The organism is Amycolatopsis sp. NBC_01488 (assembly GCF_036227105.1).
Lineage (GTDB): Bacteria > Actinomycetota > Actinomycetes > Mycobacteriales > Pseudonocardiaceae > Amycolatopsis.
This window is the reverse complement of record NZ_CP109434.1, coordinates 1430816-1454152: the sequence shown is the minus strand read 5'-3', so window position 1 is coordinate 1454152 and position 23337 is coordinate 1430816. Positions and strand designations below refer to the sequence as shown.

The following is a 23337-nucleotide window of genomic DNA, read 5'->3' as shown; positions in this document are numbered from 1 at the left end:
GATTCGTGCACGATGGGGCAACGAAACCGAGAGTGCTGCTGGTCGAGGACGACCGCGAACTGGCGGGCATGCTCGCCGAGCTGCTCGCGGACGAAGGCTACGAAACCGACGCGGCGCACGACGGCCAGCGCGGCCTGCACCTCGGGCTCACCGGGCGGTACGACGTGATGATCATCGACCGCCGCCTCCCGGTGCTGGACGGCCTCGAGCTGCTCGCCCGCCTGCGGGCGCGCGCGGTGACCACGCGCGTCCTGGTGCTCTCGGCGCTGGGTGAACTGGCCGACCGCGTCGGCGGGCTCGACGCCGGCGCCGACGACTACCTCGTCAAGCCGTTCGAAGCCGAGGAGCTGCTGGCCCGGCTGCGCGCGCTCGGCCGCCGTGACCTCGAGGGCGCGGAGTGCCTCCCGCTCGGCGCGGCCGCCCTCGACCTGCGGCGGCACGAGGTCGTGCTGCCGCGCGGCGAGCGGATCACGCTGTCCGGGCGGGAGTTCGAGCTGCTGCGGACGCTGGCGCAGCGGCCGAAGGCGATCCACCCGCGGGCGTCGCTGCGCACGAACGTCTTCGCCGACTCGACCGGCGAGTCCATTGTGGACACTTACGTGTACTACCTGCGGCGCAAGCTCGGCCGCGACGTCGTCCGGACCGTGCACGGCCTCGGCTACCAGCTCGGCGCGGTATGAGACCCGACCCGGAGGAGCCGGCGCTGCGGCGGGCGCGGTGGGCGATCACCGCGCAGATCGCCGTCGTGGTGTCGCTGCTGGTCGCCGTCGCCGGCGCGATCGCCTACGGGATGCTGTTGTCCGGTCAGCACGCCGACGCCGACCGGACGCTCGCCCGGACGATCCAGCTCGGCCCGGCCGCGACCCCGCCCGGCTGCGTCTGGCTGTTCACGCCGGCGTTGCACGCGCCCGCCGGGCCGACGCCGGCCGGGATGCCGATCGCGGCGCTGGCCGCCACGGTGCCGGCACCCGGCGACGTCCACACGGAACGGCGCTCGCTCGGCGGCATGACGTACACGATCCGGGTCGAGAACCGGGGCGGCGCCGTCTCGGAGGCGTTCTTCGAGGAGCGGTACCAGATCCAGGATCGCTCGTCGCTGGTGTTCGGGCTGCTGGTCGCCGAGGTGCTCGCGCTGCTGGCGGCCGTGCTGTGCGGCCGCGTGCTGGCCTGCCGGGCGATCCGGCCCCTGGCCGACGCGCTGCGGCGGCAGCGGACGTTCGTCGCGGACGCCTCCCACGAGCTGCGCGCCCCGCTGACCCGGCTGCACACGCGGGCACAGCTGCTGGCCCGGCGCGCGTCCGGCCGCGACGCGGACGACCTCGACCAGCTGGTGCGCGGCACGCGGGAGCTCGGCGAAGTCGTCGAAGACCTGCTGCTGTCGGCGCGGGCGTGCGACCGGCCGGAGTTCGAAGCGGTGGAGCTGGGCGTGCTCGCCGAAGAGGCCGTCGCGGCGGAAACGGTGCGCGCGGGCGAGAGCCAGGTCCGGCTCGCGGTGTCCCGGGAGCGGCGGCCATACGTCGTCCAGGGCGTCCCGACGGCGTTGCGGCGCGTGCTTTCGGCGTTGCTGGACAACGCACTGGGTCACACCCCGCCGGGCGGCTCGATCGAGGTGTGGCTGGGCGTGCCGGACGAAAGGCACGTGGAGCTGCGCATCCGCGACACGGGCGTCGGCTTCCCGGCGGCCGACGCGGACCGCATCTTCGAGCGCTTCGCCCGCGGCTCCGACGGCGACGGCCGCCGGTTCGGCCTGGGCTTGGCCCTGGTCCGCGAGGTGGTGACAGGCCACGGCGGCACGATCGCGGCGGCCGGCCGCCCCGGCGCGGGCGCAACGTTCACCCTCCGCCTGCGCCGGGCCGACCCCGCGTGATCAAAGCCGGAACTCGCGTGACAGAACCCGGATCTCGCGTGATTGAAGCCGGAACTCGCGAGTTACGGGCCTGATCACGCGAGTTACGGCTCCAATCACGCGAGTCCCGTCTTCGAGCACGCGAGATCGGTGTCAGGCCAGCAGGGCCTGGACCGCGGCGGGGGCGTCGGCGATCGCGACCGGGTTCTGCTCGCGCGTGGCGAGGCTGCGGACCGTCACGTTGCCGGCCGCCCAGTCGTCCTGGCCGACGATCACCACCGCGGCCGCGCCCGCCTTGTCCGCGCGCGTCAGCTCCTTGCCCAGCTTGCGGTGCTCGATCGGGGTCGACGTCCGGAGCCCCGCGGCGCGCAGCGACGCCGCGACCGAGCGCGCCGCGTCCGAGAGGTCCTCGGTCACCGGGATCACCATGACGTCGACCTCGCTGCGCGGGGCCGGGGTCAGGCCGTGCGTGTCGAGGAAGTCGATCAGCGTGACGTCACCCATGCCGAACCCGATGCCCGGGATCTGCTGCGGCGTGAACATCGACGCGAGGTCGCTGTAGCGGCCGCCGCCGAAAAGGGCGCGGCGGTTCTCCGGCGAGGTGTCGAAGACCTCGAACACGGTCGACGTGTAGTACGCCAGCCCGCGCACGATGATCGGCTCGTACTTCACCAGGCTGCCCGCGCTGCTGTTCAGGACGCGCACCAGGTTCGACTGCTCGCGCACCTCGACGGGCAGCTCGTCGAGCAGCGCCTCGCCCATGTCGAGCGTCTCGGCCAGCTTCTCGAACTGCTTGTCGGAGAGCCCGATCTCGCCGGCGCTCTCGGCCAGCTTCTCGCGCGGGTACTTCTCCCAGCGGTCGACCAGCGCGAACACCTGGGAGAGGTGGTCTTCGGAGACCCCGGCGACGTCGGTGAGCGCCGACGTCAGCAGGTTCCGGTCGTTGACCCGCAGCACGAACATGTCCGGCGTCGCGCCGAGCGCGGCCATCATGTCGTGCACGAGCTCGAAGATCTCGATCTCGCAGTTGGCGGAGTCCGAGCCGAAGATGTCGGCGTTGATCTGCCAGTGCTCGCGGACGCGGCCGCGCTGCGGCGCCTCGTACCGGTGGCAGTTCGGGTGGCTGTACCAGCGGACGGGGAACGACAGCGACTTGGCGCTCCCGGCGATCATCCGCGCGACCGACGGCGTCATCTCCGGGCGCAGCGCCAGCCGCCGCCCGCCCTTGTCGGTGAGGGTGTACAGCTGCTTGTCGGCGAGCTCCTGGCCCGATTTCCGCTCGTAGATCTCGGCGGACTCGAGGATCGGCCCGTCGTAGCGGAGGAAGCCGCGGCGCTCGAGGACGTCGTAGAGATGACCGAACACCTGCGTGCGGACGGACATTTCGGCGGGCAGGAAGTCCCGGGTCCCCTTGTAGGGCGCGGTCGGCAGGTATTCAGGCACGTCACCCAGCTTAACGACCGGGGCTCAGGCGAAGGCGACCCCATAGGCCGTGAGCAGCGTGGCAGCGGCGAGGAGCACGGCACCGGCGGACGTCACGCGCCCGCCGACCTTGCCCTGGTTCGGGAGCAGGTGCAGGAAGAAGCCGCCGGACTGGGCGAGGATCCCGAAGAGCAGCAGGAAGCACGTGATCCACCGGGTCGTGTCCGGCAAGGTCGTCCGGCTGACGATCTGCAGCGCGACCAGGGCGAGGACGAGCAGGACGCCGGCGTGCGCATGGCCGGCGCGGAACATGGCACGCTGGTGTTCGGTGAGTTTCCGGTCGCGCAGGACGCCCATGAGGGCGTAGCCGCCGTACATGACGGTGGGCAGCGAGACCAGGGCGATCACGCATCGGGAATCCTTCTGGGGGTGGCGTGGAACAACAATAACACTGTTTTAAAACGGTGTCACCAAACCAGGCGTTCCCGATCGGGAAACTAGGCGGCGCGGCCCTGAGCCAGCACCAAAAGGGGGTTACGCAACGCGGAGAGCGACGCCAGCGGGTCACCCTCGACGACGAGGACATCCGCGGCCAGCCCGCGTTCGAGCCGTCCGGTGACGTCGGCGAGACCCAGTCCCGCCGCGGAATCGCACGTGGCGATCTCCAAGATCCGGCGCCGCGAGAACCCCAGCCACTCGTACAGCTCCAGCGCGCCCACCGGGTCGTCGAACACCGAGCCCGGCAACCCCGCGTCCGTCCCCGACAGCAGCCGGACGCCGTGCTCCTCCAGCCACGGCAGCCGCCCGTACATCGCCTGGGCCGCTTCGTCGCCCAGCTTCTCGACGATCACCCGCCAGTTGCGGCTGCTCGTCGAGCACGCCGAAATCCCCGCCGAAGCCATCCGCGAAGCCACCGCGGAGCGCCGGTCGAAAGTACGCGGCCCGGTCAGGAAGCTGCAGTGCTCGACCGTCGACACCCCGGCCGAAACCGCCGCCTCGATCGCGTCCGCGCCGTGCGCGTGCGCCGCCACCGGCAACCCGTGCGACGCCGCGTGCGAAACCACCACCGAAAGCTGCTCCGCGGAGAACTGGGATTCCCACATGTCCGCGCCACCCTCGGTGATCTGGCCGCCGCTGGCCATCACCTTGATCACGTCCGCGCCCGCCGCCGCGTTCTCGTCGATCAGGGCGCGGATCTCGGCGTCGGACGACACCGCGCCGCCGAAGAAGTGGCAGTGCCCGTCCGGCACCGTGATCGGCGGCCCCGACACGAGCAGCCGCGGTGCGACCGACCCGTCGAACGAACGGCGGACCTCCGCGCCGAGGTGCCCGCGGTCGCCGAGGTCCCGCACCGTCGTCACGCCGCTGCGCAGCATCGACGACAGCCGCGAACGCGCGCCTTCCAGCAGAGAGCCGGCCGAGAAGTGCGCCAGCATCTCTCGAGAGGCGTCGAAAGCCAGGTGGACGTGGACGTTGAACAGCCCGGCCAGCGCGGTCCCCGTCGGGAAGTCGTGCCGGGCAGCGTCCGGCGCGGCCAGCGGCAGGACCTCCGCGCGCGGGCCGGCCGCCACGATCAGGCCGTCACGCACCAGCACCGCACCGTCGGGTACCGGCGCCGAGGGGCGCGGCAGCACCCGGCCGGCCGTGATCACCGTGTCCACGTCACGCCTCCATCGCGGCCGACAGCGCCAGCAGCGGCCGCACGTCCGATTCGATGTCGTCCGCCGGCGCCGGCAGGACCTGCTTGGCGTGGCCGTCGCTCTCCTCGCCCGCCGCGTGCCGCGCCAGTGCCGCCTTCAACGCGGCCGCTGCGGCGCGCGGGTCGGTCGCGACGATCTCGCCGAAGTCCGCGGCCAGGTACGGCGAGAGCTGCACGAGGCCGTCCCGGATCTCGATCACCCGGCGGTAGTGCACGCGGTGGATGCTGCGCGGGGACAGGCGTTCGCCACGACGGCGTGGCGGTGTCCGCAGCACGATGCTGGGGAACGCCTGGACCAGGACCGTCCACAAGGGACCCAATGCGTGGTGCTCGCGGCGGTGCTGGCGCCGCCGCCGCAACGCCGACACGCGCGCCCGCACGCCGGGGTAGGTGACGCCCAGCAGGAACAGCATCCCGCCGATGATCACGAAGGGCACGCCGAGGAGCAGCAGGACCTTGACGACCGGCCCGAACGCCCACGCCACGACGATGTACAGCGCGCGGAAGATGCTGCCGACGGCCGCGCAGGCCATGCCGAGCGCGCTCAGCCGCAGGCCGATCCGCAGGTGCCGGTCGGCCACCCGCAGGTAGCGCACGATCCACGCCGCGCAGGCGACCAGCCCGTAGATCAGGTACAGCCCGGCGCCGAGGTAGAACGCCGCGATCCCGGAGTCGTGGATGGTCGACGGCCCGAGCGCCTGCCCGCGCAGCTCCGCCGGCGTCAAGGCCGTCGTGACGACCATCAGCGCGATCGCCGCGGCCAGCGGCACCAGTTCCACCACCACCCGGCGGTAGCGCCGCGGTCCCAGCGCCGAGCCGAGGAAGAAGATCACCAGCGCGCAGACGCCGCACGCCAGCAGCGCGTTGTTGGCGACGCGCGCCGCGCCGCGGCCGAGGACCGCGTCGATCTCGTCGGACACCGCCGCCTGTTGCAGCAGGAACGCCGCGGCGAACCCGGCGACGCACGCCGTGACGGCCCAGTTCGGCACCGTCGGCGCGCGCTGCACCTGGTAGATCCGCCACGCCAGGGCAGCGGCGAACAGCACCATCGCGATCAGGTTCACAGGGCTGAACAGCGTGCTCACAACCACCCTTGGTGATCGCCGAGCGCCCCCTGGATCCGGCGGAGATCCCGGTCCGCAGCGCGCCGCGGGATCGTGTAGTTCAGGACCGACGCCCACTCGAGGATGATGGTCGCGACGGTCTCGGCTTCCCACTCGTGCGCGTCATCGTAGGACGTCCGCCGCAGTGCGCGGTGTACGGCATCCGGGTCAAGATCCGGAGCGGGCCCGCGCAGGAAGTCGGCCGGCTCGGCGTCGCCGTGCGGGTGGTGGTCGGCCAGCATGTGACCGAGCTCGTGCAGGATGATGTGGTCCTGGTGGGATTTCGTGGTTTCGGCCTGGTAGAAGATGTAATCCGCCGAAGACGTGGCGATCCAGCAGCCGAACGGCCCGGGCACCTCCAGCGGGTAGGGCATCAGCCGGATCGGCTTCCCCCGCTGGTCACCCAGCCGTGCGCACAGCACCTCGACGTCCAGCGGCGGCCCGATGTCGAGCTGCTTCAGCAGCTTGCGGCACCGGCGGCGCAGCTCGCGTTCCTTCATCGCGCGGCGTCCTCGGGGTTCCGCCCCTCGCGTTCGGCCCGTTCGTAGCGCTCGACCAGCTCGAGCAGGTCCATCACCTGACGGCGGCCCTGCGGCGAGAGCTCCTGCGCCCGCATCGCCATCAGCTGCGCTTCCCCCGCCGGGGCAGCGGCGGCCTCTTCGTCGAAGAAGTACGTGACGGGCACGCCGAACAGCTTCGCCAGTGCCTCGACGTAGTGGATCTTCGGGTTGACGCGCTTGCCCGTGGCGAGCTGCTGGAGGTAGGCGGGCGACATCGCCGGCCCGCCGGCCCGCTCGACGGCGGCCGAGATCTCCCGGTAGCTGTGCGGCGCGCGGCCGTCCACCCGAGCCGCCTCGATCAGGGCGCTCAGGCGTTCCGCGAAAGTGCGTTCCCGTGTCATGCCCGCCCCCTAGGTTTCCACCGTGAAAATTCTAGCCGGGGAACCACTGTACGCACATGTTGACAGCTATCGTATGCAGTGGTTTACAGTTGGCGCGCCTCTCGTCTTGCTCTCCGTACCCTGGGGGTGTACGGAACCGCAAGACGAGAGGCTGTCGTGCTCGCCGACTCGTCATGATCGCACCGTCTGTAGTACGCTTCAGCTGCCAAGGTCGAACGCTCTCGTGGCGATCCCTTGGCCTAGGCCTGTTGCCGGAGGTCGACCCCCAGGGCTTCCGGTGACAGGCCCCTTACTTTTCGGGACATCGTTTTCCCGGGGCGTTCAGGACATCAGCGTCGCGGCCAGCGTGCCGCCCAGCTCGGTGCACGCGTCCAGGGCCCGCTTGTCCGGTTCGCCCGTGACGATCACCGGCGCCGCCGCCTTTTCCCAGGCCAGACCGGTCGTGATCGCGAGCAGCTGGCGCTCGGTGCCGGACGTGTCGCTGTTCCCGTGGATCCAGTACCCGAACGGGCGGCCGCGCGTCGCGTCCAGGCACGGGTAGTAGACGGTGTCGAAGAAGTGCTTCAGCGCCCCGCTCATGCTGCCCAGGTTCGCCGGCGTGCCCAGCAGGTAGCCGTCGGCTTCGAGGACGTCGGGAGCGGTGGCCGCCAGCGCGGCCCGGCGGACCACCTCCACGCCCTCGATGTCCGGGTGCGTCGCGCCGGCCAGCACCGCCTCGAACAGCGCCTGCGTCGACGGCGACGGCGTGTGGTGCACGATCAGCAGCCGCGGCATCAGGCCAGCAGCTCCTCGACGTTCTCCCGCAACGCCGTCAGCCGCGCGTTCGCGGCCTCGCGCGCTTCGCCGAGCGAACCCGTCACCGGCGCCACGACCTGCAGGTACGCCTTCAGCTTCGGTTCGGTGCCGGACGGCCGCACCACGACACGCACGCCTTCGCCGGTCAGGCGCAGGACGTCGGCGGCCGGCAGCAGGTCTTCGAGCGTGACGGCGATCCCGCCCAGCTCGGCCGGCGGCGTCTCGCGCACCTTCGCCATCAGCTGCCCGCGGACGGCGAGGTCGGTGACCCGCAGCGAAACCTGGTCGGTGAGGTGGACGCCGTGGCGCTGCGCCAGCTCGTCGAGCACGTCCAGCGGCGTGCGCCCGTCGGCCTTGAGCCGCGCGGTGTAGCCGGCGGCGAGCGTCGCGGCGGCGATGCCGTCCTTGTCCCGGACGAAGCCCGGGTTCACGCACAGGCCGAGCGCTTCTTCGTAGGCGAACACGAGCCCTTCGCCCGCGCGGACCAGCCACTTGAACCCGGTCAGCGTCTCGGCGTAGCGGGCGCCCTCGGCCTTCGCGATCTCGCCGAGCATCGACGACGAGACGATCGTCGTCGCGACCAGCGGGTCCGGCAGGACCGTGCGGTCCACTGTGGACAGGACGTACGAGCCGAGCAGCGCGCCGGTCTCGTCGCCGCGCAGCATCCGCCAGTTCCCGTCGCGGTCCCGCACGCCCAGGGCGCACCGGTCGGCGTCCGGGTCGAGCGCGATCGCCAGGTCGGCGTCCACATCGGACGCCAGCGCCAGCAGCAGGTCCGTCGCGCCCGGCTCCTCCGGGTTCGGGAACGACACCGTCGGGAAGTCCGGGTCCGGCGCGGCCTGGTCGCCCACCAGGTGCAGGTCGGTGAACCCGGCCCGCTCGAACGCCGCGTGCAGCGTGTCGGCGCCGACGCCGTGCAACGCCGTCGCGGCCACGCGCACCGCTCGCTCGGCGCCCATCGGCAGCGTCGCGATCTCGTCGAGGTAGCGGTCCAGCAGGTCGACGACCTCGGCGCCGGGCGATCGCGGCACGCTCACCGCGGCGGGCGCGGCCTGGATGGCCCGCTCGATCTCGCCGTCGGACGGCGGCACGATCTGGCCGCCGGTCGCGTCGTAGAGCTTGTACCCGTTGTCCGCCGGGGGGTTGTGCGACGCGGTGATCTGGATCCCGGCCACCGCGCCGAGCCGTCCGACGGCGAACGCGAGCACCGGCGTCGGCAGCGGCTTCGGGAAGACCTTGACGGCGAAGCCGGCCGCGGCCAGCACCTCGGCGGCCGCGGTCGCGAAGGCTTCCGAGCCGTGCCGCGCGTCGCGGCCGACGACGACCAGCGCGTCCGCGTGCCCATGTGCCTTCAGCCACTCCGCGACCCCGGCCGTGGTGCGGGTGACGACGGCGACGTTCATCCCGTTCGGCCCGGCGCGCACCGGACCGCGCAGGCCGGCGGTGCCGAACTCCAGCGGCCCGGCCATCCGGTCGGCCAGTTCGTCGGCGGCGCCGGCGTCGCCGCCCATCGCGCGGGCGAGGACGTCCTGCAGCTCGGCCCGCGCGTCGTCGTCGGGGTCGTCGGCGATCCAGCGGAACGCGGCGTCACGCAGGGTGGAATTCACTGTCACCGCGCCAGCCTACGGGCTAGGGTCGGGTGAGTGCGCTTGCTCTTCACCTCACTGGGGTCCTTCGGTCACACGTTCCCGCTCGTCCCGCTGGCCGTCGCCGCGCGCGACGCCGGGCACGACGTCGTCTTCGCCACATCCGAAGACTTTCTGCCACAGCTGACGAAAGCCGGCCTGGAGACGGCGGCCGCCGGGCTCGCCATCAAGGACGCGTTCGGCCAGGCGTTCGCCGAGTCGGGGCCGCCCGGCCCGCGCCGCCCACCCGGCGACATCCCGCGCGAGGTGCTGGAGCCGATCGTCGCGAAGGTCTTCGGCGAGCTGATGCCGAAGCGGTTCGTCACCGACCTGCTGCCGCTGTTCGAGCACTTCCGGCCGGACCTGGTGGTGAGCGAGGCCGGCAACTCCGGCGGCGCGTTCGCCGCGCTGAAGGCCGGGCTCCCCGTGGTGGCCCACGGGTTCGGCCGGGTGTCGAGCGACGACCCGATGGTGACGAAGATCCGCGACGCGATCCGCGAGCACGCGTCTTCGCTGGGGATCACGGTCGGTGCGGACCTGGCGTTCGGCGGCCCGTTCGTCGACATCTGCCCGGAGTCGGTGCAGGACCCCGGTTTCCTGGCGCGCACGACGCGCGTCCCGCTGCGGCCGGTCGGCTGGAGCGAGCCGGGCGAGCTGCCGTCCGGCGTGCTGGAGCGGTCGCGGTCGCTGGTCTACCTGACGCTCGGCACGGCGATGGGCCACGCGGGCGTGCTGGGCGCGGCGATCGCGGGTCTGTCCGGTTTGGACGTCGACGTCCTGGTCGCCACCGGTCCGACGGTCGACCCGGCGGCGCTCGGCGAGGTCCCGTCGAACGTCCGGCTCGAGTCGTGGGTCCCGCAGGCGGCGCTGCTCCCGCACGTCGACCTGGTGGTGCACCACGGCGGCAGTGGCACGACGCTCGGCGCGTTCGGCGCGGGCCTCCCGCAGCTGCTCCTGCCGCAGGGCGCGGACCAGTTCAGCAACGCGGACGCGGTCGTCGCGGCCGGCGTGGGCGATCGCCTGCTGGCCGCCGACGTCACTGCCGACGCCGTCGCTTCGCAAGCCCGTCGTCTGCTCACGGACACCGCGGTCGCCGACGCGACCCGGGTCCTGGCGGCGGAAGTGGCGGCCATGCCGTCCCCGGCCGACGTCGCCGCCCAGCTCCCTGCTTTCGCCTGAAATCACGCGAGTTCCGGCTTGAATCACGCACGCACGTGATTCGAACCGGAACTCGCGTGATCCAAGCCGGAACTCGTCAGGCGCGGGTGACCAGCTCCCGCAGCAGGGAGCCCATCTCCGTGGCTGCCGCGCGGCCCGCTTCCAGGACTTCCTGGTGGTTCAGCGGCTCGCCGGTCATCCCGGCGGCCAGGTTCGTCACCAGCGACAGGCCGAAGACCTCGACGCCCGCCGCGCGGGCGGCGATGGCTTCCAGGACCGTCGACATGCCGACCAGGTCCGCGCCCAGCGTGCGCAGCATGTGGATTTCGGCCGGCGTCTCGAAGTGCGGCCCGGTCAGACCCGCGTAGACGCCCTCCTCCAGCGACGGGTCGATCTCGCGGGCGATCCCGCGCAGCCGCGGCGAGTACAGGTCGGTCAGGTCGACGAAGTTCGCGCCGACGATCGGCGAGCGCGCCGTCAGGTTGAGGTGATCGGAGATCAGCACCGGCTGACCGACGTGGAAACCCTCGCGCAGCCCGCCCGCCGCGTTCGTCAGCAGCACCGACCGGACGCCGGCCGCGGCGGCGGTGCGCACGTTGTGCACCACCGGGTCGATGCCCTTGCCCTCGTAGAAGTGCGTCCGCCCCAGTAGCACCAGGACGTTCTTGTCGCCGACCTGCAGCGAGCGGATGGTGCCGCCGTGGCCTACCGCACCGGGCGTGGTGAAGCCGGGCAGCTCGGCGAACGGGATCTCCGTCTCGCACTCCCCGATGACGTCCGCCGCCGGGCGCCAGCCCGACCCCAGGACCACCGCGATGTCGTGCGCGTCCACGCCGGTGCGCTTGGCGATGGCGCTCGCGGCTTCGTGTTCACTCATGCGAGGGAGCGTATCCGGACCGCCCGGACCACCAGGAACACCACCAGCCCGAACGGCGACAGGAAGATCGTCAGCACCAGGATCGGGCTCACGATCCACGGCGAGATCTCCCGCGCCCGCGCCTCGAAGTACATCCACCGCGCGATGAACAGGTCGAACGCGATGAGGTGCGCCCAGACGAGCCCGGCGCCCCACGGCGTCGCCAGCAGCGTCCGCAGCACGGCCAGGTCCGGCGAGAGCATCGCCCGGCCCCACTCGCCGAAGTGCGGCAGCTCGAGCGCGAAGTAGCAGGCCAGCGGCAGCAGCGGCACCCACGGCGACGCCATGATCCGCGACGTCCACCGCCACTTCGGCGCCAGGATCAGCAACGCCCAGAACGGCGCCGCGAGCGGGAAGGCCAGGCTGAAGAGCGTCATCGGGCACGCACCGCGGCCCACGAGCCCAGCCCGGCCCCGGCCACGAGCACGGCGAACGCGCCCAGCGTCAGCGCGTCCGGGTGCACGATCGACTGCGCCCGCAGCGCCTGCCAGGTGACCAGCGCGATCAGCCCCGCGTACCCGGCCGCGCCGACCAGGACGAGCCGCGCGCGGACGACGTCGTCACGCAGCCGGGCGAAGCGCGGGGCCAGCGCCGCCAGCGCGAGGGCCAGCAGCGGCAGTGCCTGCAGCGCGTGCATCCCGACGAAGTGCGGGATCCGCAGGTCGCCCGCGACCGTGCTCCAGCCGAGGATCGGCAGGCCGGGGCCGCCGTCGGCGAGCCCGACGGTGTGCGCGCCGATCATGTCCGGCTTGCCGCCGGTCTGCCACTGCGCGAGCTGCTGCGCGGTCGGGCTCGTCATCAGGATGCCCAGCGAGATCCCCACCAGCGACAGGACGGCGCCGGCGCGCACGGCCCAGAAGCTCGCGCGGTCCGCGACCTTCGTGAACATCACCAGCACGGTCAGCGCGAACGTCGCGACCCACAGCGCCATGATCATCTTGGCCATGACGCTGTAGATGCCGGCGTCCAGCGGAGTCGCGTTGTTGAAGTGGCTCGCGCGGCCGCGGACGGCCTGGAACACGAGCAGGACGTACTCGGCGGCGAAGATCAGCACCAGGAAGTTCGTCAGCCAGCCCGCCGTGCGGCGGAACCGCGGCAGCAGCGAAACGAGCCAGCTCCAGGTGGCGAAGTAGAGCGCGCCGGACACGGCGAACTTGAACGGCTTGGCCCAGATCGGCGCGCCGGCGAGCGTCCGCCGGTCGAGCAGCAGCGCGGCGACGCACAGGACCGCGACCACCCCCAGGGTGGCGGCGGCGAGCGCGGACGGGCGGTGCCACTCGCGCGTTCTGCTCCGGACATCGGCGAGGATGGTCATGGTTCCCTCCCAGAATGGATAGTCAAGCTCTCCGTTATGGGAAGTTAAGCTATCCATACTGAGAAGTCTTCAGGGTTGACCCGGAACCCGACCCTGGGATCGGAGCAGATGCGCATGCGGATGGCCGAACTGAGCGCCGGGTCGGGCGTGCCGGTCGCGACCGTCAAGTACTACCTGCGCGAAGGCCTGCTCCCGCCCGGTGAGCGCACGAGCCCCAACCAGGCCCGCTATTCCGCGGCCCACGTCCAGCGGCTCCGGCTGATCAAGGCGCTGACCGAGGTCGGCGGCCTGCCGCTGGCCTCGGTCGGCGCGGTGCTCGCGGCGATCGACGGCGACGCGACCCCGCACGAAACGATGGGCGTGGTCCAGCAGGAGCTGGCCGGCGCGCCGCCGCAGGTGGCCGAGGAGGCCGCCGCGTGGGCGACCGGTCTCCTGCGCGACCTCGCCGAACGCCACGGCTGGAAGTGGCACGACCCGGACAACCGCACGGTCGGCAACCTGATTGCCGCGCTGGCCACGGCGAAGGAGCTCGGGCACGAAAAGCTCGCCGAGCGCCTGAACGAGTACTTCGCGCTGGCGATGCGCGTCGCGGAGCTGGACGTCGAGGTCGTGACGGGACTGACGTCGTTCGACAAGATCATCGAAGCGGGCCTGGTCGCGACCGTGCTGGGCGACCGGATCTTCACCGGCCTGCGCCACCTCGCGCAGGAGCACGTGTCCCGCGAGGTGCTGGACCGGGCCCCCTAGTCGGTGACCCGCAGCGTGGTCTCGACGCGGTCGAAGACGTCCTGCTGGCCCGCGCTCTCCTGCTCGGCGGGCACGGTGACCGACAGGACCCACAGGCTCGCGCCGGCCCGGACCAGCTTCACGAACGTGACACGGGTGCCCCCGCCGCCGTCGCTCTGGGGGAGCGTGCCGCCCTCGGCCAGGCGGTAGGTCAGCGTCGCGCTCTGGCGGTCCGGCGCCGTCGTGGCCGGGTAGATCACGAGCACGCTGCTCGGGTAGGACTGCCGCAGCCAGGCGATGTAGTCGTCGAAGCTGTCGGCCTGGCCGAAGTACTTCGCCAGCCGCTCCAGGCGCAGGGACCGGCGCCCGTCCGGCGAGACGTACTGGACGGCCAGGCTCACCCCGAACTTGGTGTTGTGCGGGGCGGTGAACTTCTGCCAGCCCTCGGGCACGTCGAGGTCGTACTGCCCGCCGTCGCCGGTCACGTAGCTGCCGTTGCCGGTCTGGTGCACCAGCGTTGGCGGCGGCACCTGGGTGGTCCCGTTCGACCTGGCCACCGGCTCCGCGGCCGGCGGCAGCAGCGACTGCCCGCCCACCGTCCTGGCCAGCGCGAACCCGCCGCCCGCCGCCAGGAGGAAGAGCAGGACCGCGACGGCGACGAGCACGGCGCCTGCCCGCGCGCTGCGCCGTCCGGACGGCCGCGGCGGCGGTGGCACGAACACCGTCGCCGGCTCCGGCGAAGGAGAACGCGACGGCGCCGGGGTGGGCGGCCGCAGGAACGGCAGCGGGCCCGGGTCGGTGGCGAGCTCGCTGCTCGACTCCCCGGACTTCTTCCCCGCCTTCTCGGGCAGGACGGTCTTGATCACCTGGGTGTCGGTCGCGTCCGGCTGCGCGGACGTCTTCTTGCCGTCCGGGGTGCGGAACAGGTCCGGCCCGAACAGGTCGAGCGGCGTCTTCGTCTGCAGCGGGTAGAGCCGGTGCCGCACCTCGCGCAGGGTGATCCGGTCGCCGGGCTCCTTCTTCATCAACGCCGTGATGACATCGGCGAGCGGCCCGGCCTTCGGCTTGGGCACCTTGCCGTTGACGACCTTGCCGACGGTTTCCAGCGGGTCGCCGTCGGCGTCGTACGGCGGGGCGCCCTCCACCGCGGCGAACAGCGTCGCGCCGAGGCCCCAGAGGTCGGCGGCCGGGACGACCGCGCCGCCGGAGGCGACCTCCGGCGCGATGTAGGCGGGGGAGCCGAGCATGATCCCGGTGCGGGTCATGGTCGCCTCGGAGACGTTGCGGGCGATGCCGAAGTCGGTCAGCTTGATCCGGCCGTCGCTGGCGACCAGGACGTTGCCCGGCTTGACGTCGCGGTGGGTGATCCCGGCGGCGTGCGCGGCCTCCAGCGCGGAGGCGACGGCGATGCCGACGGCGGCGGCCTGCTCGACGGTCAGCGGCCCGTGGTCGCGCAGGATGTGCGCCAGGCTGCGCGAGGGCAGCAGCTCCATGACCACGAACGGCTGGTCGTCCTCGCGGGCCACGTCGTGCAGGATGATCACGTTCGGGTGAGACAGGACGGCGATCGCGCGGGCCTCGCGCAGCGTCCGCTCCCGCAGCTCGTCCGCCTGCGACGCCGGGATGCCCGGCGGTACCTTCATCTCCTTGACGGCCACCTGGCGGTGCAGGAACTCGTCGTAGGCCGACCAGACGGTGCCCATCGACCCGGAGCCGAGCACCGAACGCAGCCGGTAGCGACCGGCGACCAGTCGTGTCTCTTCGCTGGAGGGGGGCACCCCCTGATTGTGTCGTACCCGGCCGACCCCTGACTGCCTAGGGGCGCGACTAGAGTCACAGGTCGGGCGCGGCCCGTGCCTCTACCATCACTGGGTATGACTGAAGTGGCCGGTCCGGAGTCAGTGCCGATCTCCGACCTCGACCTGGCAGCCGAGTTCCCGCAGGCGACGCGCGAGCAGTGGCAGGAGCTCGTCGCCGGGGTCCTGCGCAAGAGCGGCAAGCTGCCGGAGGACTTCACGGGCGCCCCGGAGAGCAAGCTCGTCACGCGGACCTACGACGGCATCGAGATCCAGCCGCTGTACACGGCCGAGGACGCGCCGGGCGAACCCGGCTTCCCGGGCCTGCCGCCGTTCGTGCGCGGGTCCCGCGCGGAAGGCCAGGTCAGCACGGGCTGGGACGTCCGCGCCCGCTTCGCCGGTGACGACGCCCGCGAGGTCAACCGCGCGATCCTCGCCGACCTCGAAGGCGGCGTGACGTCGATCTGGCTGTCCGTCCCGCCGGCGTCGATCGCCGACGCGCTCAACGAGGTCTACGTCGACCTCGCGCCGGTCGTCCTGGACGCGGGTGCTGCGTACGAAGCCGCCGCTTCGGAGTTGCTGGCGCTGTTCGACGAGCGCGAGATCCCGGCGAGCGAAGCCACCGCGGTACTGGGCGCCGACCCGATCGGGCTCGCCGCGCGCAGCGGCTCGGCCGTCGACCTCGAACCGGCCGCCGCGCTCGCCGCGCGTGTCGCCGCGAAGTACCCGAAGGTGCGTACGGTCGTCGCCGACGGCCTGCCGTTCCACGAAGCCGGCGGGTCGGACGCGCAGGAGCTGGGCGCGCTCGTCGCCGCCGGCGTCACCTACCTGCGTTCGCTGACGGACGCGGGTCTCGACGTCGAAGCCGCGGCCGGCCAGCTCGAGTTCCGGCTCGCCGCGACCGCCGACCAGTTCTCCACCATCGCGAAGCTGCGCGCGGCGCGCCGCCTGTGGGCGCGCGTCGCCGAGGTGTGCGGCTTCTCGTCGCCGATGCGCCAGCACGCCGTGACGTCGCCGTCGATGCTGACCCGGCGTGACCCGTGGGTGAACATGCTGCGTACGACCGTCGCGTGCTTCGGCGCGGGCGTCGGCGGCGCGGACGCGGTGACCGTGCTGCCGTTCGACGCCGCGATCGGCCGTCCGGACGCGTTCTCCGCGCGGATCGCCCGCAACACCCACGCGGTGCTGCTGGAGGAGTCCAAGCTGGCCGGCGTGGTCGACCCGGCGGGCGGCTCCTGGTACGTCGAGAAGCTGACCGACGATCTCGCGCACGCCGCCTGGACCGAGTTCACCGCCATCGAAGGCGCGGGTGGCCTGGTCGCCGAACTCGCGTCCGGCGCACTGGCCGGGCGGCTCGCCGAGACGTGGGAGAAGCGCTCGAAGCGGATCGCCACCCGGCGCGACCCGCTCACCGGCGTCAGCGAGTTTCCCAACCTGGCCGAGAAATCGGTGGCCAGGACGCCGGTCGAGTCCCCTGTGGACAGTGGGCTGCCGCGGCACCGGTACGCCGAAGGCTTCGAGGCGCTTCGCGACGCGTCGGACGCGTACCTCGCTTCGCACGGCGAGCGGCCGAAGATCTTCCTCGCCACTTTGGGGCCGGTCGCCGCGCACACCGCGCGGGCCGGGTTCGCCGCCAACCTGTTCCAGGCGGGCGGAATCGAAGCCGTCAACCCGGGTGCGACCGACGACCTGCCCGGCGCGTTCCGCTCGAGCGGGGCGCGGATCGCCTGCCTCTGCGGCACCGACGACGCCTACGCCGAGCAGGCCGCCGAGGTGGCGGCCGCTTTGGGAGCCGAACACGTACTACTGGCGGGCAAGGGCAAGTACGACGGCGTCGACGAAAACGTCTTCGCCGGCTGCGACGCCCTCGACGTCCTCAACGGCCTGCACGCCAAGCTGGGAGTCACGCGATGAGCATCCCGAACTTCGCCGGTCTCGACCTCGGCACGCCGTCGCCCGCCGACCGCGACGCCTGGGCGCGCGCGGTGCAGGAGGCCACCGGCAAGGGACCGGACGCCCTGGCCTGGGAAACGCCCGAGGGCATCGGCGTCAAGCCGGTCTACACCGCCGACGATCTGTCCGATGTGGACTTCTTGGGCACTTACCCCGGCATCGCGCCGTTCCTGCGCGGGCCGTACCCGACGATGTACGTCAACCAGCCGTGGACCATCCGCCAGTACGCCGGGTTCTCCACCGCCGAGGAGTCCAACGCCTTCTACCGGCGCAACCTCGCCGCCGGCCAGAAGGGGCTTTCGGTCGCCTTCGACCTGGCCACCCACCGCGGCTACGACTCCGACCACCCGCGCGTCTCCGGCGACGTCGGCATGGCGGGCGTCGCGATCGACTCGATCTACGACATGCGGCAGCTCTTCGACGGCATCCCGCTCGACAAGATGTCGGTGTCCATGACGATGAACGGCGCGGTGCTGCCGGTGCTCGCGCTGTACGTCGTCGCGGCCGAGGAGCAGGGGGTGAAGCCGGAGCAGCTCGCGGGGACCATCCAGAACGACATCCTCAAGGAGTTCATGGTCCGCAACACCTACATCTACCCGCCGCAGCCGTCGATGCGGATCATCTCCGACATCTTCTCCTTCACTTCGCAGCACATGCCGAAGTACAACTCGATCTCCATCTCCGGCTACCACATGCAGGAAGCCGGGGCGACCGCCGACCTCGAGCTGGCGTACACGCTCGCCGACGGCGTCGAGTACATCCGCGCCGGTGTCGACGCCGGGCTGGGCGTCGACAAGTTCGCGCCGCGGCTGTCGTTCTTCTGGGCCATCGGCATGAACTTCTTCATGGAGGTCGCGAAGCTGCGCGCCGCGCGTCTCCTGTGGGCGAAGCTGGTGAAGGGCTTCGATCCGAAGTCTTCGAAGTCGCTGTCGCTGCGCACGCACTCCCAGACGTCCGGTTGGTCGCTGACCGCGCAGGACGTCTACAACAACGTCGTCCGCACCTGCGTCGAGGCGATGGCCGCGACCCAGGGGCACACGCAGTCGCTGCACACCAACGCGTTGGACGAGGCCCTGGCCCTGCCGACGGACTTCTCGGCGCGGATCGCCCGCAACACGCAGCTGCTGCTGCAGCAGGAGTCCGGCACCACGCGCGTGATCGACCCGTGGGGCGGCAGCGCCTTCGTCGAGAAGCTGACCTACGACCTCGCGCGCAAGGCGTGGGGCCACATCAGCGAGGTCGAGCAGGCCGGCGGCATGGCCAAGGCGATCGACGCGGGCATCCCCAAGCTGCGCATCGAAGAAGCCGCCGCGCGCACCCAGGCGCGCATCGACTCCGGGCGGCAGCCGGTGATCGGCGTCAACAAGTACCAGGTCACCAGCGATGAGGACATCGAAGTCCTCAAGGTCGACAACGCGGGCGTCCGGACGCAGCAGCTGGAGAAGCTGCGGCGGCTGCGTTCCGAGCGCGACTCCCAGGCGACCGAGGATGCGCTGCGGCGGCTCACGGAAGGCGCCCAGAACGACGGCAACCTCCTGGAGCTGGCCATCGACGCGGCCCGCGCGAAGGCCACGGTCGGCGAGATCTCCGACGCGCTGGAGAAGATCTGGGGCCGGCACGCCGGTCAGATCCGGACCATCTCGGGGGTGTACCGCGAGGAGGTGGGGAAGACGCAGAACGTCGAGAAGGCCCGCAAGCTGGTCGACGACTTCGCCGCGGAGGAAGGGCGCCGACCCCGGATCCTCGTCGCGAAGATGGGCCAGGACGGCCACGACCGCGGCCAGAAGGTGATCGCCACCGGCTTCGCCGACCTCGGCTTCGACGTCGACGTCGGCCCGCTGTTCTCCACCCCGGCCGAGGTCGCGCGGCAGGCGATCGAGGCGGACGTGCACGTCGTCGGCGTCTCGTCGTTGGCCGCCGGGCACCTCTCGCTGGTGCCCGCGCTGCGCCACGAGCTCGCCGAGCTGGGCCGCGAGGACATCATGGTCGTGGTCGGCGGCGTCATCCCGCCGCAGGACTACCCGGCGCTGCGCGAGGCCGGCGCGGCCGCGATCTTCGGGCCCGGCACGGTGCTCGCCGACGCCGCCATCGACCTGCTCGGCCAGCTGACGGCGCAGGAGTCCTGACCCTTGCCGCGCAAGATCGACGTCACCGCCTACGCCAAGGGCGTGCTGGCGGGCGACCGCGGGACGCTGTCGAAGGCGATCACGCTGGTCGAGTCGCAGCGGGAGGACCACCGGGCACTGGCGCAGGAGCTGCTCGTCGAGCTGCTGCCGTCGTCCGGCGGTGCGCGGCGCGTCGGCATCACCGGCGTCCCCGGTGTCGGCAAGTCGACATTCATCGACCAGCTGGGCACCGACCTGACCGCGGCCGGGCACCGCGTCGCCGTGCTGGCCGTCGACCCGTCGTCGACGCGCACCGGCGGGTCGATCCTCGGCGACAAGACCCGGATGGCGCGCCTGGCGGTCGACGAACGGGCGTTCATCCGGCCGTCGCCGACGTCCGGGACGCTCGGCGGCGTCGCGCGGGCGACCCGCGAGACGATCGTGCTGATGGAAGCCGCCGGCTACGACACCGTGCTGGTCGAGACGGTCGGCGTCGGGCAGTCCGAGGTGACCGTGGCGAACATGGTCGACTGCTTCCTGTTCCTGACGCTCGCGCGCACCGGCGACCAGCTCCAGGGCATCAAGAAGGGCGTGCTGGAGCTCGCCGACGTCATCGCCGTCAACAAGGCCGACGGCGACCACGAACGGGACGCCAAGCGGGCGGCCCGCGAGCTGTCCGGCGCGTTGCGGATGATCTACGGGCCGGAGGCGTCGTGGACGCCACCCGTGCTGACCTGCAGCGGCCTGCACAACCTGCGACTGGACGAGGTCTGGGGCGCGATCGAAAAGCACCGCGAAACACTCACGGCGTCCGGCGAGCTCGACGCCCGCCGTCGGCAGCAGCAGGTCGACTGGACGTGGGCGATGGTTCGCGAACAGCTGCTGAGTCGCCTGGCGGCGCATCCGGACGTGCGAACGGTCGTTCCGGACGTCGAACGGGCGGTGCGGGACGGTGAGCTGACGGCTACCCTCGGTGCTCAGCGGATCCTCGACGCGTTCGGTCCACCGCGTGGGGGCTGACGCGCCGGGCGTTCCGCGGGAGAATGCCTGGTCGAGGCGAAGGGATGACATGGCGAAGCTGCGGGGTCTGGTCCTGGTCGGAGTGCTGGGCGCGGTGCTGTTCACCGCGTCGCCGGCGTTCGCCGAGCCGGTGCGGGTGCAGAACGCCGTGACGGTGGCGGTGGTGCACGCGCCCGCCGCGCTGGTCCCGGTGCAGACCCAGCCGCCCGGCCCGGTCCTCGACCCGGCCCAGACGGACAAGGCGAACAGCCAGAAGACCAAGAACAAGCTGATCGCGGGCGTGGTCGCGGTCGCGCTGCTCGCCATCGTGATCTGGGGCAGGCGGATCCGCTCGAAGAAGGCCAAGAGCTCCTGACGCGTTCGGCTTTGCCGAACTACCGCACGCCGTTCAACGCAGATCCGGTACCGGCCATCTAGGACGGCCGTTTCCGAGGCGCGCATTGCCGCCTGCATGGTGCACGATCGTCTGCAAATGCGTACGACAGATCGATCGGCACGTTGCGTGACCCCAGCCGCTGCCCGGGTTACCCGTGTTGCGGGAGGAGGTGCGGCGTGACGGTGCTGGACTCACGGCCGGACGTTCCAGGCGACCCCCATGGGCGCATCATCAACCCCATGGAGGGGTCCGAGGCGCTCATTTCCGAAGCGGGCGTAAGCATGGCTCCCGTGGAGGACCTTGGTGCGGGCCGCGGCCCGTTCTGGCTCGACGACTGGCTGCGCGCCAACGCGACCGACGTGCTCGCCTGGCGTCGGCACATCCACGCGCACCCGGAGCTGTCGCGGCACGAGTTCGCGACCACGGAACTGGTCGTCACGCTGCTGCGGTCCGTCGGGCTCAAGCCGTGGGTGCTGCCCGGCGGCACCGGCGTCGTCTGCGACATCGGCAGCGGCGAGCGGTGCGTGGCGCTGCGGGCGGACATGGACGCGCTGCCGCTCGTCGAGAACACCGGGCTGCCCTACTCGTCGACCGTCGAGGGCGCGGCGCACATGTGCGGCCACGACGCCCACACGGCGATCCTGCTCGGCGCGGCCCGTGCCCTGGCGGGTGCGCCGGAGCTGCCCGGCCGCGTCCGGCTGATCTTCCAGCCCGCCGAGGAGGTCATGCCCGGCGGCGCGCTGGACATGATCGCGGCGGGCGCGCTGGAGGGCGTCGAGCGGATCTACGGCCTGCACGTGGACCCGCGGCTCGAGGTCGGCCGCGTCGGGATGCGCGTCGGCGCCCTGACGTCGGCGGCGGACCTGATCGAGCTGCGGCTGACGTCGCCGGGCGGGCACACGTCCCGGCCGCACCTGACGGCCGACCTGGTCCACGCACTGGGCTCGGTGATCACGGGCCTGCCGGCGCTGCTGTCGCGGCGCGTCGACCCGCGGTCCGGAACGGTCCTGGTCTGGGGCGCGGTCCACGCGGGCCAGGCGGCGAACGCGGTCCCGCAGGACGGCGTCCTGCGCGGCACCCTGCGCACGGCCGACCACGAGGTCTGGACGGCCCTGGAGCCCCTGGTGGCGTCCTCGGTGGAGTCGTTGCTGGCGCCCCTGGGCGTCGGCTTCTCCCTCGACTACCGCCGCGGCGTCCCCCCGGTGGTCTCCGACGCCGACTCGACGGCCCTGATGCGCGCGGGCGCGGAGGCGGCCCTCGGCGAGGGCGCACTGGCCGGCACGGAACAGTCGTCCGGCGGCGAGGACTTCGGCTGGTACCTCGAGCACGTCCAGGGAGCCTTCGCCCGCCTGGGCGTCTGGCCCGGCCCCCCGGAACCCCAGGCCGACATCCACCGCCCCACGTTCGTCCTCGACGAACGCGCCCTCCTCTGCGGAGTCCGAACCCTGGTCCACACAGCCCTAACCTCCCTCGCCTAACGAGTTCCGGCTCCAATCACGCGAGTTCCGTCCTCAATCACGCGAGTTCGGAGTTACGCACACAGGTTGTCCACAGGCTGACCGAGTTATCCACAGTTCGAGAATGAGGCCTTCCGCTGATCGGCGAAGGGCCTCATTCTCGTTGACGTGATCACTTGGGGAGGACGACACGGAGCCGTCTCGCGCCGCGAGGCCGACAAGGTCTTGGGGCGGCGAGCGGTGCTCGAAGGGCTGGCGACCGGCGTGCTCGCCCAGCCGTGGCGCGGTGTGGTCATCCACGCGGCCGACGCGCTCAATCTCACCACACGGGCCCAGGCCGCATTGATCGCGGTGGGTCCGCCCGCCGCTCTGTCAGGCGCAACTTCCCTTGCCTTGCACGGAATTTCGGCGGTCGACGACACCGTCGTGCACCTCACGGTGCCCTACGTCCGGCGGGTGGAGTCGAGGCCCGGGTTGGTCATCCACCGAGCCGAATTCACGGAGTTCGACGTGGTCGAACTCGATGGGCTCACGGTGTTCTCGCTCGACCTCGCCCTCGCTGATTTCCTCTGCGACGGCGATAAGCGAACAGCGTTCGCCGCGCTCGAACAGGCCATGTACGGGCTCTCGACCGACCACTGCCAGAGGCTTCGCGACAACGTCCTCGACCGGGTTTTGGACCGTCGGAGCAAGCGAGGTATCCACAGGGCGCAGATGCTCTTGGCGCTGGCCACCGGCAAGGCCGAATCGCCGCCGGAGAGCATCCTCCGGCTCGTCGTGGTCGAGGCCGGATTCCCGGTGCCGGAGGCACAGTTCGAGATCACCGACATCGACGGCCGCAAGTTTTACGTGCTCGACATCGCCTGGCCGGCGCTGCGCATCGCGCTGGAGTACGACGGCTTCGCGGCTCATGAGGAGCGGCATGAGCGGGACGCCGAACGCGACCAGCGGCTGGCCGGTCGGGGATGGGTCACGATCCGGGCGACTGCGGCTGATCTCCGGGACCCGAGTCGGGTGCTCGCCGAACTGGAGACCTGCTTCGCTCGGCGAGCGGCGTAACTCGCGTGATCGAGCCCGTCACCCGCGTGATTAGGGACGTAACTCGCGTGATTGGAGGCGGAACT

The 23337-nt window shown here is 71.8% G+C and carries 22 protein-coding genes; 10 read left to right on the top strand and 12 right to left on the bottom strand.

The genetic code is table 11. The annotated features are described in order from the left end of the window. Nucleotides 1-32: 32 nt before the first annotated feature. Together OG738_RS06785 and OG738_RS06780 are read left to right on the top strand one after the other, a co-directional pair. Nucleotides 33-680: a response regulator transcription factor gene (locus OG738_RS06785; protein WP_329052150.1), complete on the top strand. Its 648-nt coding sequence runs from the start codon at nucleotides 33-35 to the stop codon at nucleotides 678-680. Beyond that, entirely contained in the window at nucleotides 677-1867 is a 1191-nt protein-coding gene (locus OG738_RS06780) for a sensor histidine kinase (protein WP_329052149.1), read from the top strand. The genes OG738_RS06785 and OG738_RS06780 overlap by 4 nt, the downstream gene beginning before the upstream one ends. A 132-nt stretch (nucleotides 1868-1999) precedes the next feature. Here the strand turns inward: OG738_RS06780 and hisS are convergent, their stop codons facing one another. The 8 genes from hisS to OG738_RS06740 all read right to left on the bottom strand — a co-directional run bounded on the left by hisS (nucleotide 2000) and on the right by OG738_RS06740 (nucleotide 9379). Beyond that, a complete protein-coding gene (hisS, locus tag OG738_RS06775) occupies nucleotides 2000-3289 on the bottom strand; it encodes a histidine--tRNA ligase (RefSeq protein WP_329052147.1) in 1290 nt (429 codons plus the stop codon). A gap of 24 nt (nucleotides 3290-3313) precedes the next feature. Further along, entirely contained in the window at nucleotides 3314-3646 is a 333-nt protein-coding gene (locus tag OG738_RS06770; RefSeq protein ID WP_329056592.1) for a hypothetical protein, read from the bottom strand. A gap of 119 nt (nucleotides 3647-3765) precedes the next feature. After that, nucleotides 3766-4929, bottom strand: a complete 1164-nt coding sequence (locus OG738_RS06765) for an amidohydrolase family protein (protein WP_329052145.1) — start codon at nucleotides 4927-4929, stop codon at nucleotides 3766-3768. A 1-nt stretch (nucleotide 4930) separates the two neighbouring features. Further along, complete coding sequence (locus OG738_RS06760) at nucleotides 4931-6052, bottom strand: MAB_1171c family putative transporter (protein WP_329052143.1); 1122 nt, start codon at nucleotides 6050-6052, stop codon at nucleotides 4931-4933. Then, nucleotides 6049-6570, bottom strand: coding sequence for a hypothetical protein (locus OG738_RS06755; RefSeq protein WP_329052141.1), 522 nt, complete (start codon nucleotides 6568-6570; stop codon nucleotides 6049-6051). The genes OG738_RS06760 and OG738_RS06755 overlap by 4 nt, the downstream gene beginning before the upstream one ends. Continuing rightward, a complete protein-coding gene (locus tag OG738_RS06750) occupies nucleotides 6567-6971 on the bottom strand; it encodes an XRE family transcriptional regulator (protein WP_329052140.1) in 405 nt (134 codons plus the stop codon). Before OG738_RS06750 ends, OG738_RS06755 begins: the two co-directional genes overlap by 4 nt. A 321-nt stretch (nucleotides 6972-7292) precedes the next feature. Beyond that, the gene (locus OG738_RS06745; protein ID WP_329052138.1) at nucleotides 7293-7745 is read right to left on the bottom strand and encodes a flavodoxin family protein; all 453 of its coding nucleotides are present in this window, start codon (nucleotides 7743-7745) and stop codon (nucleotides 7293-7295) included. Next, on the bottom strand, nucleotides 7745-9379 hold the full coding sequence (locus tag OG738_RS06740) for a phospho-sugar mutase (protein WP_329052137.1): 1635 nt from the start codon (nucleotides 9377-9379) through the stop codon (nucleotides 7745-7747). The genes OG738_RS06745 and OG738_RS06740 overlap by 1 nt, the downstream gene beginning before the upstream one ends. Nucleotides 9380-9409: 30 nt before the next feature. Here OG738_RS06740 and OG738_RS06735 point away from each other — a divergent pair, with 30 nt between their 5' ends. Further along, nucleotides 9410-10570, top strand: coding sequence for a glycosyltransferase (locus tag OG738_RS06735; RefSeq protein ID WP_329052135.1), 1161 nt, complete (start codon nucleotides 9410-9412; stop codon nucleotides 10568-10570). Between the two features lie 76 nt (nucleotides 10571-10646). Here OG738_RS06735 and OG738_RS06730 read toward each other — a convergent pair whose 3' ends face one another. From OG738_RS06730 to OG738_RS06720, 3 genes are read right to left on the bottom strand one after another with little or no spacing between them, the layout of a single operon-like run. Continuing rightward, the gene (locus tag OG738_RS06730; RefSeq protein ID WP_329052133.1) at nucleotides 10647-11426 is read right to left on the bottom strand and encodes a purine-nucleoside phosphorylase; all 780 of its coding nucleotides are present in this window, start codon (nucleotides 11424-11426) and stop codon (nucleotides 10647-10649) included. Beyond that, on the bottom strand, nucleotides 11423-11842 hold the full coding sequence (locus OG738_RS06725; protein ID WP_329052131.1) for an ABA4-like family protein: 420 nt from the start codon (nucleotides 11840-11842) through the stop codon (nucleotides 11423-11425). The genes OG738_RS06730 and OG738_RS06725 overlap by 4 nt, the downstream gene beginning before the upstream one ends. Then, nucleotides 11839-12780, bottom strand: a complete 942-nt coding sequence (locus tag OG738_RS06720) for a hypothetical protein (RefSeq protein ID WP_329052129.1) — start codon at nucleotides 12778-12780, stop codon at nucleotides 11839-11841. The genes OG738_RS06725 and OG738_RS06720 overlap by 4 nt, the downstream gene beginning before the upstream one ends. Nucleotides 12781-12894: 114 nt before the next feature. On the opposite strand from OG738_RS06720, the gene OG738_RS06715 reads away from it, so the two are divergent. Beyond that, entirely contained in the window at nucleotides 12895-13527 is a 633-nt protein-coding gene (locus tag OG738_RS06715) for a MerR family transcriptional regulator (protein ID WP_329052127.1), read from the top strand. Here OG738_RS06715 and OG738_RS06710 read toward each other — a convergent pair. Continuing rightward, the gene (locus tag OG738_RS06710; protein WP_442875932.1) at nucleotides 13524-15257 is read right to left on the bottom strand and encodes a serine/threonine-protein kinase; all 1734 of its coding nucleotides are present in this window, start codon (nucleotides 15255-15257) and stop codon (nucleotides 13524-13526) included. The two genes, OG738_RS06715 and OG738_RS06710, sit on opposite strands and share 4 nt — an antisense overlap. Before the next feature lie 123 nt (nucleotides 15258-15380). Here OG738_RS06710 and OG738_RS06705 point away from each other — a divergent pair, with 123 nt between their 5' ends. The 6 genes from OG738_RS06705 to OG738_RS06680 all read left to right on the top strand — a co-directional run bounded on the left by OG738_RS06705 (nucleotide 15381) and on the right by OG738_RS06680 (nucleotide 23272). Further along, nucleotides 15381-17216: a methylmalonyl-CoA mutase family protein gene (locus OG738_RS06705; RefSeq protein WP_329052124.1), complete on the top strand. Its 1836-nt coding sequence runs from the start codon at nucleotides 15381-15383 to the stop codon at nucleotides 17214-17216. Beyond that, entirely contained in the window at nucleotides 17213-19381 is a 2169-nt protein-coding gene (gene scpA, locus OG738_RS06700; protein WP_329052122.1) for a methylmalonyl-CoA mutase, read from the top strand. Before OG738_RS06705 ends, scpA begins: the two co-directional genes overlap by 4 nt. A 3-nt stretch (nucleotides 19382-19384) precedes the next feature. Then, a complete protein-coding gene (meaB, locus tag OG738_RS06695) occupies nucleotides 19385-20380 on the top strand; it encodes a methylmalonyl Co-A mutase-associated GTPase MeaB (protein ID WP_329052120.1) in 996 nt (331 codons plus the stop codon). A gap of 49 nt (nucleotides 20381-20429) precedes the next feature. Then, nucleotides 20430-20735 carry a hypothetical protein gene (locus tag OG738_RS06690; RefSeq protein WP_329052119.1) on the top strand — a complete coding sequence of 102 codons (306 nt, stop codon included), beginning with the start codon at nucleotides 20430-20432 and terminating at the stop codon, nucleotides 20733-20735. 197 nt (nucleotides 20736-20932) lie between these two features. Then, nucleotides 20933-22234 (top strand): amidohydrolase, encoded by a 1302-nt coding sequence (locus tag OG738_RS06685; protein WP_329052118.1) that lies wholly within the window; start codon nucleotides 20933-20935, stop codon nucleotides 22232-22234. Between the two features lie 204 nt (nucleotides 22235-22438). Then, nucleotides 22439-23272: an endonuclease domain-containing protein gene (locus OG738_RS06680; RefSeq protein WP_329056590.1), complete on the top strand. Its 834-nt coding sequence runs from the start codon at nucleotides 22439-22441 to the stop codon at nucleotides 23270-23272. Nucleotides 23273-23337: the final 65 nt, after the last annotated feature.